The organism is Microcoleus sp. SVA1B4 (assembly GCF_036700545.1).
Lineage (GTDB): Bacteria > Cyanobacteriota > Cyanobacteriia > Cyanobacteriales > Microcoleaceae > Microcoleus.
Genome location: NZ_JAUBPB010000079.1, coordinates 21,782 through 30,856, shown reverse-complemented (window position 1 = coordinate 30,856; position 9,075 = coordinate 21,782). Strand labels below are relative to the sequence as shown.

Sequence of the window (9,075 nt, the reverse complement as noted above, 5' to 3'; positions counted from 1 at the left end):
CAGTAAAACCGGAGTCAAAATCCTCCAAAGGTTTGCCCTACATACTCCCACGCCTTTTGTCAATGGGGGAACTTCAGATTAAATTCAAGTCCAGTCACCCGACTTAATATTTTGTTACATACTTATGGATTTTCCCGCCGACCTACTTATGAGTATGAACCTGTACCGGAACCGATGACTGCTGTTGGTACGTTTGTGGCTGCGGGAATGGGTTTGTGGTGGAAGAGAAGGGCGGCAAAAAAGGTGTAATACTAATTAGGAGATTAACTGGTTCCTAGGCTCTGCCTGGGAACCGATATCCAGAGGCTCTGCCTCGTCGATTGGGGAGAAAAAGAGGAGGCAGAGCCTCCGGGAATGCGTCCCCAGGCAGAGCCTGGGAACGAGCAACTTAAAACTTGCTTAAAGCGATCGATAAACGCGATAGTTAATTTCAGGGAAAATATTATCAATCTCCTCAACCTTCTCCAACCAACCCGAATCAACTTTCCCTTCTTTCACTTCATCGTAAAGCTTGTGAAAGCGCATTAAGTGCGATCGAGTGCGCCGCACTGCATAGGGAACCATCGTCCCTGTACGCATGATAAACGCCCAGTCAGAAGATTGAGCTAGCAGCACTTCCCGCGCCGCTTGGTTCAAAGCCCGCCACTGCAACTCATCTGCAGGTTCCATGCTTCCCAACTCAATCATCCGTTCCGCTGCTTTGTGCAAGTGCGGGTAAATCCAAGCATTGGTATCGTTGAGCCAATATTCGTGGAAACCCCGGAAACCCCAGCTAGACTGAGACGGGCGGCACACTTGCTGAGTCGGATTTCCCCGCAAATAATCGGCTAAGTGCGTCATATCGTAGGTATTTTGGTCGTACCAACTCTTGCGGAACAGGTAATCTAAGAACCAAGGCCCTTCGTACCACCAGTGACCGAAAAGTTCGGCGTCGTAAGGCGAAACAATAATCGGCGGACGCTGCATAATGCCGTTGAGGTGTTCGACTTGGCGTTCGCGGTTAAAAGCAAAATTGCTGGCGTGTTCCGCTGCTTTTTCCCTTGCCCAGTAAGGATCGTACAACTGTTTATCGCCTAAACCCAATCCGCGACCGGTGATTTTGTGATATTTAATCCCGGTATTTTTCCGCTGGCCGTTGGGCATGATGTAGGGCTTAATGTAATCGTAGTCAGCTTCCCAGCCCAAATCTTTGTAGAATTCGCGGTATTCGGCGGCGCCGGGATAGCCGACTTCGGAAGACCAAACCTGCTGCGAGGATTCGTGATCCCGGCCGAAGGCTGCGACTCCGCATTCGGTGAAAATTGGGGCGTAGCTGCCGTAGCGGGGACGCGGGCGGGCGTAGAGGATGCCGTGACCGTCTGTGAGAAAGTAGCGGAGGCCTGCGTCGGCTAACATCCGCTCTAAGCCTTCATAGTAGGCGCATTCGGGCAGCCAAATGCCTTTTGGTCGGCGGCCGAAGTTTGCTTCGTAGTTGTCGCAAGCTACTTGAATTTGTGCCCAAACTGCTTCGGGGTACATTTTCATCAGCGGTAGGTAGCCGTGGGTGGCACCGCAGGTGATGATTTCGAGGTTGTTGGTATCTTGGTGTTCTTTGAAGGCTTTGACTAAATCTCGATCGTACTTTTCCCAAAAGTTGCGGACTTGAGAAAAATGGGCGGCGTAATGTTCTGCCAAATAGCGGAGGTGGCCGTTTCCGCTGTTGTGTTCGATTTCGAGATCGGCTAATTCTTCGAGTTTGGCCAAGTGGTCGTCGAAGCGGTCTTGCAGCAAGGGGTCGCGCAGCATGGCAACCAAGGGCGGTGTCATGCTCATGGTAATTTTAAAGTCGATGCCGTCGCGCTTGAGCCCTTCAAAGACTTGCAGCAGGGGAATATAGGTTTCCGCGATCGCCTCAAACAGCCATTCTTCTTCTAAAACGTAGTCGCTTTCGGGGTGGCGAACAAAGGGCAAGTGGGCGTGGAGAACGAGGGCGAGGTAGCCAATAGTCATAATGATTTGGATGCCGTAGTTATTAACTGACGCCTGTTAGGGACAGCTTTAAAATATTTTAAGATTTTATGCTGAAACGGGACTCACAAAATGCCGTGTTTTTTTAATAGCCTTTCTCTAACAAACTAAATGTCAGCAAATTCTGATTTTCTGCTTGCTGTCGGATTAAGGCTGCTGCTGTTTGAGAGTCTACTGCCTTTGAGAAAAAGAATCCCTGGGCGTACTCACATTTTAACCCTTTTAGTATAGATAGTTGCGAGGCTTCTTCGACTCCTTCGGCTACTACATCCATGCCTAAATTGTGGGACAAAGTAACGATCGACCGCACAATTTCTGTCGGGTCAATCCCTCCTTTACTGAAATCGAACTCACCTCCCATCCTGCTAACAAAAGAGCGGTCTATTTTTAAGGTATTGGTGGGGAAGCGGTGCAGGTAGGAGAGCGAGGAATAGCCGGTGCCGAAGTCGTCAATGCACAAGTCTATGTTTCGGGTTCTGAGCTGCACCAGCATTGCTGTTACTGATTCGGAATTTTCTATGAGTACACTTTCGGTAATTTCTAGTTTTAAACTGCTGCCGTCGAGGTGAGTTTCTGCGAGGACTCGATCGATGTATTCGATTAAATCTGGCTGAGAAAACTGTTTGACAGAAATGTTGACGCTAACGCTCAACGGGGGGTGGCTGGGAAATAGCTGCTGCCACTGGCGGATTTGGTGGCAAGCTGTGCGAAGTACCCAGCGGCCCAGGGGTACGATCAAGCCGGTTTCTTCGGCGATGGTGATAAATTCGCCGGGGGAAACTAAGCCTCGTTCTGGATGCTGCCAGCGCACTAGGGCCTCAAAACTGGTAATTGTGTTATTGGCAATCGACACGATCGGCTGGTAGTGAATAATAAACTGGGGCGCTGCGGATAAGGGAGGTAAGGCTGATTCGGGGGATGGGGGAAAGTCTTCTTCTGTGGCGGGTTCTCTAATTGATTCGATCGCCCGCCGCAGGTCGTTTTCGAGCTGCAACAGTCGCAAAGCGTGGGCGTGCATGGAACTGTTGAAAACTTCGTGTCGGGCTCTGCCAAGTTCTTTGGCGCGGTACATTGCTGTGTCGGCGTCGCGCAGCAGGGTTGTCGGTTCCAGGTATTCGCCAGAGCTCAAAGCTATGCCGATGCTGGCGGTGATAAATACTTCGTGTCCGTCTAGAAGGAGAGGGGAGGTGATTTTCTTTTGCAGTCGGTTGACAATGCTGCTAGCTTCATTGATGCCCTCGATGTCTTCTAGCAACAGCACAAACTCGTCTCCTCCGATGCGGGCTACTGTATCTCCGGGCCTCAGACAAGCTTCCAGACGCCGCGCGATCGATACTAGCAATTGATCGCCGATGGCGTGGCCGAGGGAATCGTTGACTACTTTAAATCTATCTAAATCGAGAAACAGCACGGCAAACGAGTAGTCTTTGCGCCGTTTTGCCAGCCTCAGAGCGTGTTCGAGCCGATCGGTAAATAGCGATCTGTTGGGCAATCCGGTGAGGGCGTCGTGAAAAGCATCGTGCAGCAGTTGTTCTTCGGCGAGTTTGCGCTGAGTGATGTCGTGACAGTTAATCACGATTCCCTCGACTGCGGGATCATACAGCAAGTTGGTGGCTACAGCTTCTACATAACACCAGGAACCGTTGCGGTGGCGGACTCGGTACTCAACTGGGCACTGGCTTCTTTTGGGGTTTTCAATGGCTTTGTGGAGGGTTTCGGCGATCGTGGCGCAGTCGTCGGGGTGAACTATTTCTAAGGCCCTGCGGCCGATCGCCTGGTGGGGCGCGTATCCTAAAATTCGCTTGACGGAAGGGCTGATGTAGCGGAAGATTCCTTCGGCGTCGAGAATGATCGTGATGTCTGTGGCGTTTTCAATCAGCGATCGAAATCGCTGTTCGCTTTGGCGCAGGGCTGATTCTGCTTGTTTGCGATCGCTGATGTCGAGGGCTACTCCGTCTATAATTACGTCGCCGTTTTCGTTTTTGGAAAATTTAGCGCTGTCTTGCACCCACTTGACCTCCCCCGATCTCAGAACGATGCGGTACTGGCGATCGCACGGCAAAAGAGTCGCTCTTGATGCTGCTACGCGGCTGTCAAACGAGATTTTGTCGTCTGGATGGATGATTTCGGTCAAGAGTTCCGGGTGCGAAATCACTTCTTCGGCCCCGAACCCAGTAACTTCGCGCACGCCCGGACTGATGTAGGGCATGGAGATTGTGCCGTCTGGATGCAGCACGGTGCGGTAGACTGAGCCGGGAATGTTGGCTGCCATTGTGGCTAGCTGCTGCTGGATGCCACAGACTGCTGCTTCGGCGCGCTTGCGTTCTGCAAGTTCGGTTTGGGCTTGTTGGTAGAGTTCGGCTTGGTGGATCGCGATCGCGCACTGATCGGATATGGCTTTGACTAGCGATAGTTCTTCTGTAGTCCAAGAGCGGGCCCGATCGCACTGGTAGAGGCAAATTCCTCCCAAAAATGATTGCTGGTATAGCAGCGGTGCGATCGCGATCGAGTGAAACCCTAAAAATTGCGCTGATGCTTGCAGTTCCGGGTTCAGAGTCGATAACTCGGCGAGGGCGATCGTTTCTCCGCGGGCGAGGGAGAAGCGATAGTGTTGGGCAAAGTCGCAATTTAGACCGATCGCCCGTTCTCTGTCGGCTGCCTTTAAGCTCATGTAGCGAATCCCGATCTTGCCCTCAGCATCTGGCTGCAATATCGCGCAGCCGCTGATTTCGAGAGCTTCGTGCAGTTGATCTGCGGTGGTTTGCAGCACTTCGTCGAGTACAAGGGTGAAGCGCATGGCTTGAACGATGCGGTTGACTATCGCTTCACGAGTCGCTTGCCGCTGAATTTGGGCGATCGCTTCTTGTTGCTGGCGTCGCATTTTGTATTCTTGGAGCGATCGTTCTAAGACTGTTGGCAACCTAAACAGCCGCCCTTTTAAGACGTAATCTGTCATTCCCGCTTTGATGCACTCAACTGCCGCTTCTTCTCCCAAACTTCCCGTTACTAAAATCAAGGGTATGTCTTGCCCTAATTCCTGCATTAATTTCAACACTTCTAAACCGTTGAAGCCGGGGAGGCGATAATCTGAGAGTACAGCATCGTACTGGCAATTTTCGAGCAGTTTTCTGCACTCTGTTGCTGTTTCTGCCGTGTCGCACTTAAAATTTACCCCTCCCGATTCTAAGGCGAGCACTATTAATTCCATATCTTCTGCCATGTCTTCGATAATCAACAAGTTTAATGTTGATTCCGCTACCATTTTTAGTAGATAGTTGGTTTCATTTATATCTAACATAAGGTATTGGGGAGGTTTTTAATTGGTTATAGGTGTTTTTGCTAGTAATTTTTTAGACTTAGTTTTGTTATTAATTTTATCTCGATATTTTTAGCAAAATTAATTATATACTCTACTCGCAAGACCTTTATTTAGCACCTGCAGTCGAGGGCTGACGAACCGATTGGGGAGCACCCCAATTTTTAAAAGAGCATTTTTTAGGAGTACGAGCATCTTGCACAGCCCCGCCTATATCTTTCGCTTCCATCCCTAACAGTGAACACTCCTGTCACACCAAAATTCGGATGCTCTCACCGATTGTGACTTATTTAAGTCTATAAGAGTTTTAAATTTTTCATTTAAAACTCTTATAGACTTAACTTATGAATCTATATTACCGTTTGAGATTGTTTGCCCTAGTTTAAAGTAAAAGGTGGCTCCTTGACTAGGTAGGCTTTCGGCCCAAACCGTACCGCCGTGGCGGTGAATAATCCGCTGGACGATCGCCAAACCGATGCCCGTACCTTCAAATTCTCTCTGGGAGTGCAGCCTCTGAAAGGCTCCAAACAGGCGATCGGCATATTCCATCGGAAAACCCACGCCGTTATCCTTGACAAAAATCGTCCCATCAGGTAAACCCTCAATAACTATTGTAGCCGGAGTGCGTCCGCGGCTGAACTTGACGGCGTTGCTAATCAAGTTGCTGAACACCTGTTGCAGCAAGGTTGGATCTCCCATTACAGTCGGCAAATCTCCGACGGCAAATTCAACGCTGTGGGGAGTTTGGGCCGGATCTGCGACTGTTGGTGGTTTAGTCAATTTAATCGCATTTTGTACCAAACGGCTCAGATCGATCGGAATTTGCCTCAACTCGGTGCGACTCACCCGCGACAGGGCGAGCAAACCGTCAATCAACAGGCTCATTTTTTGGCTGCTGTCTTCAATTACTTCCATATAGTGAACTATTTTGCGATCGCTCAAAGCCTCAGTTAATTCTAGCCGCTGTTTCAACGCTTCTACAAAACCTGAAATGTGTCGCAAAGGTGCGCGCAAGTCGTGGGAAACTGAGTAAGAAAAAGATTCTAATTCTTGATTGGCAGCTTCTAATTGCTCTGTGCGTTCTGACAAAGCTTGTTTTGTCTCTACCAACTCAGTGATATCGCGAGAAGTGCCAATTAAAGCATAAACCTCGCCGTCGAGATTTCTGAGGGGAATTTTAAAAGTATCGTAGTAAGTAGTGTCGCCAGCAATCACAAATTTATCCTGCAAGTGCAGAGTTTCCCCTGTTTCAAATACCTGCGAATTTTCCCTAGAGAATTTTGTGGCTATTTCTGGGGAGAAACATTCAAAAATAGTTTTGCCCTGCATCTCTTTTCTGCTATTTAATCCAGCAGTTTGGGCAACAGATTGGTTGACAAAAGACAGGCGCATCTTCTCGCGATCTACCACAAAAATGTGATCGGGCAAAGCATCAAAAAAAATCTCTAATTCTGCAGTACGTTGCGCGACTTGAGCTTCTAAAGTTTCGTTGAGTTCTTTGAGCTCAAGTTCTACTCGTTTGCGTTCGGTGATATCTTGACCAATGCCGATACAACTGCCGTCTGAAAGACGAACATTTGCCCAAGAAGTGTCGATAATTCGCCCGTCTTTAACTTTTGTTTTGAAGTCGCTCCACTTCTCATTTGCTGCTTTTATTTCATCCAAAACATATTGACGGTATTCTGGCTGCGGATAAAATTCTGCCAAGATATCACGGTTTTTGATTTCTGCCAAACTCCAGCCTAGCACTTGTTCCCAGTGGCGGTTCACCCAGTTTATTTGACCATTTTTGTCTAATAATGCGAGCATAATCGGCACGTTGTCGAAGATTGTTTGCAGCAGTTCTTTTTGCTGTTTTAATGATTCTTCGGCTTGTTTGCGATCGCTGATGTCGAGTACGGAACCGATAATTTGCCTCATTTGTCCGTCTGGCGTTCTTTTGAAAATTTTAGAGCGATCGTGCACCCAGCGCCATTCCCCATTTTTGTGTTTGATTCTGTAGTCTCTGTCATCCGTTTCATAGGGATTGCTGCTGTGTTTTAGTCGCTCCATACCAGTAATTAGCTTTAACATATCATCGGGATGAACTAAGTTGGCTACAGCATCTGTCCCCAAATCTTGCAATTCTTGGGGAGTGTATCCCAGCATAGCTGTGACAGATTCATTTGCATAAATATTTTGGTTTTTTACTGCATCGTAAATGTAGAGAAAATTAGGTATAGTTGTAACAATACTCTCTAAAAGTTGCTGATGTTTTTGCAGTTCCAATTCTGCCTGCTTGCGCTCGCTCAAGTCCAGCACAAAACTGACGCCTAATTGCTTCGTTCCTTCTAAAAATGTGCTGCCCAGCAGCACCGGAACGCGGCTACCATCGGAGCATATAAATTCTTTTTCAAAGGGAACAACCGTATTTCTAGCCTTCAGTTCGGCAACTTTTTCTATATCTAAACCCACGTATTCAGGTGGTGTCATTTCTTGCCAGTTAACTTTTCCGGCAAGCAGCTCGTCCCGCGTATAATTTACCGTGTTTAAAAAAGCCGCATTCGCATCTGTAATGTGGCCGTCAAGATCCCAAAAAATTAAGCCGATAATATTAGAATCTACTATGGCTTTAAATTTGGATTCGCTTTGTCGCAACTGATCTTCGACTTGTTTGAGTTCTGTGATGTCGCGGGAGATGGATAAAACTGTTTCTACTGAATTGTCTTCAGCAAACTCGGGAATGACTCGACAGTGGTAATATTTTATGCCTTCGGAAGTGGGCAAGTCAAATTCTATGGTTTCTTGTTTGCCGCTACCAAAAACTTTCATAAAAGCCTCATCCCACAGGCTGCACAGGTGCGGTGGCATTCCTGATTCTTGGTTGGTTTTGCCAATCAATTTTTCGGCGTGTTTTCCAATTGTTGATTCTACTGCTGGGTTGATGTAAAGGAGGCAGAGTTTGCGATCGAACCGGGCGATAATATCGGTCGCATTTTCGGCGATGGCGCTGAAAGCTTGTTCGCGCCTATGCAGTTCTTCTTGAGCGCGGTGGAAATCGGTTATGTCTCTGGCAAAAGAGAGAATTGAAACTACTCTTCCCGATTCATCGATTAGTGCGGAATTGTACCATTCACAGTAAATTACTGAGCCATCTTTTGTATAGTTGCGGTTGCGGCAAATGTTGCGGGGTTCTCTGCTGTGTAATAGTTGATTTGTGACGGCACACACTTCCTCGAAGTCTTCTTGATGAACTATTGACCATTCGTGCCAGTATTTGCCGATTACTTCTGCTGCACTCCAGCCAAATATTTTTTCTGCCATTGGCGACCACTGCACTACCCGAAATTCTTTGTCCCACTCTACAACGGCCATTGGTGAGTTTTCTAGGTGAAATTCCCGCCGCGAGTTGGCTTTTTTTATTTGAGTTTGAAGTTGCTGCCGGAGTTGCTTCGCCCTGGCGAAGCGATCGCTAATTTCCTGTGTGTTTGCTGAGCCAGTGTTGGCAATGTGAGCAATGGTTTCTGCTGTTTGTTTTTCGAGTTCGTTCCAAGCGAGTTCGAGGGCTAATTCCGCCTGCTCTAGCTCAGTGATGCTGTTCTGAAACAGTCTGGCACTTTTAACTGGAATTTCACGCATAGTTTTGACACTTAGGCAAGTGTTACTTTGAGAATTCAAAATTAAAGCTTAAAAATTCAAAATATGTAATTTCCTGTTAAATTATACATTTTAAATTTTTAGTCGGTGCGTGGAGCCGATCGTTGGAGACGAGC

The 9,075-nt window shown here is 47.8% G+C and carries 4 protein-coding genes; 1 reads left to right on the top strand and 3 read right to left on the bottom strand.

Features of this window, described 5'->3' with window-relative positions:
* The first annotated feature begins 111 nt into the window (after positions 1 to 111).
* The gene (locus tag QT987_RS25820; protein WP_333245972.1) at positions 112 to 249 is read left to right on the top strand and encodes a PEP-CTERM sorting domain-containing protein; all 138 of its coding nucleotides are present in this window, start codon (positions 112 to 114) and stop codon (positions 247 to 249) included.
* A gap of 150 nt (positions 250 to 399) precedes the next feature.
* Here QT987_RS25820 and QT987_RS25815 read toward each other — a convergent pair whose 3' ends face one another.
* The 3 genes from QT987_RS25815 to QT987_RS25805 form a co-directional block, all read right to left on the bottom strand.
* Positions 400 to 1,989, bottom strand: a complete 1,590-nt coding sequence (locus QT987_RS25815) for a glycoside hydrolase family 57 protein (protein ID WP_015175045.1) — start codon at positions 1,987 to 1,989, stop codon at positions 400 to 402.
* Between the two features lie 103 nt (positions 1,990 to 2,092).
* Positions 2,093 to 5,305 carry an EAL domain-containing protein gene (locus QT987_RS25810; protein ID WP_333245970.1) on the bottom strand — a complete coding sequence of 1,071 codons (3,213 nt, stop codon included), beginning with the start codon at positions 5,303 to 5,305 and terminating at the stop codon, positions 2,093 to 2,095.
* 360 nt (positions 5,306 to 5,665) lie between these two features.
* Positions 5,666 to 8,941, bottom strand: coding sequence for a PAS domain S-box protein (locus QT987_RS25805; protein ID WP_333245968.1), 3,276 nt, complete (start codon positions 8,939 to 8,941; stop codon positions 5,666 to 5,668).
* Between the last annotated feature and the right edge of the window lie 134 nt (positions 8,942 to 9,075).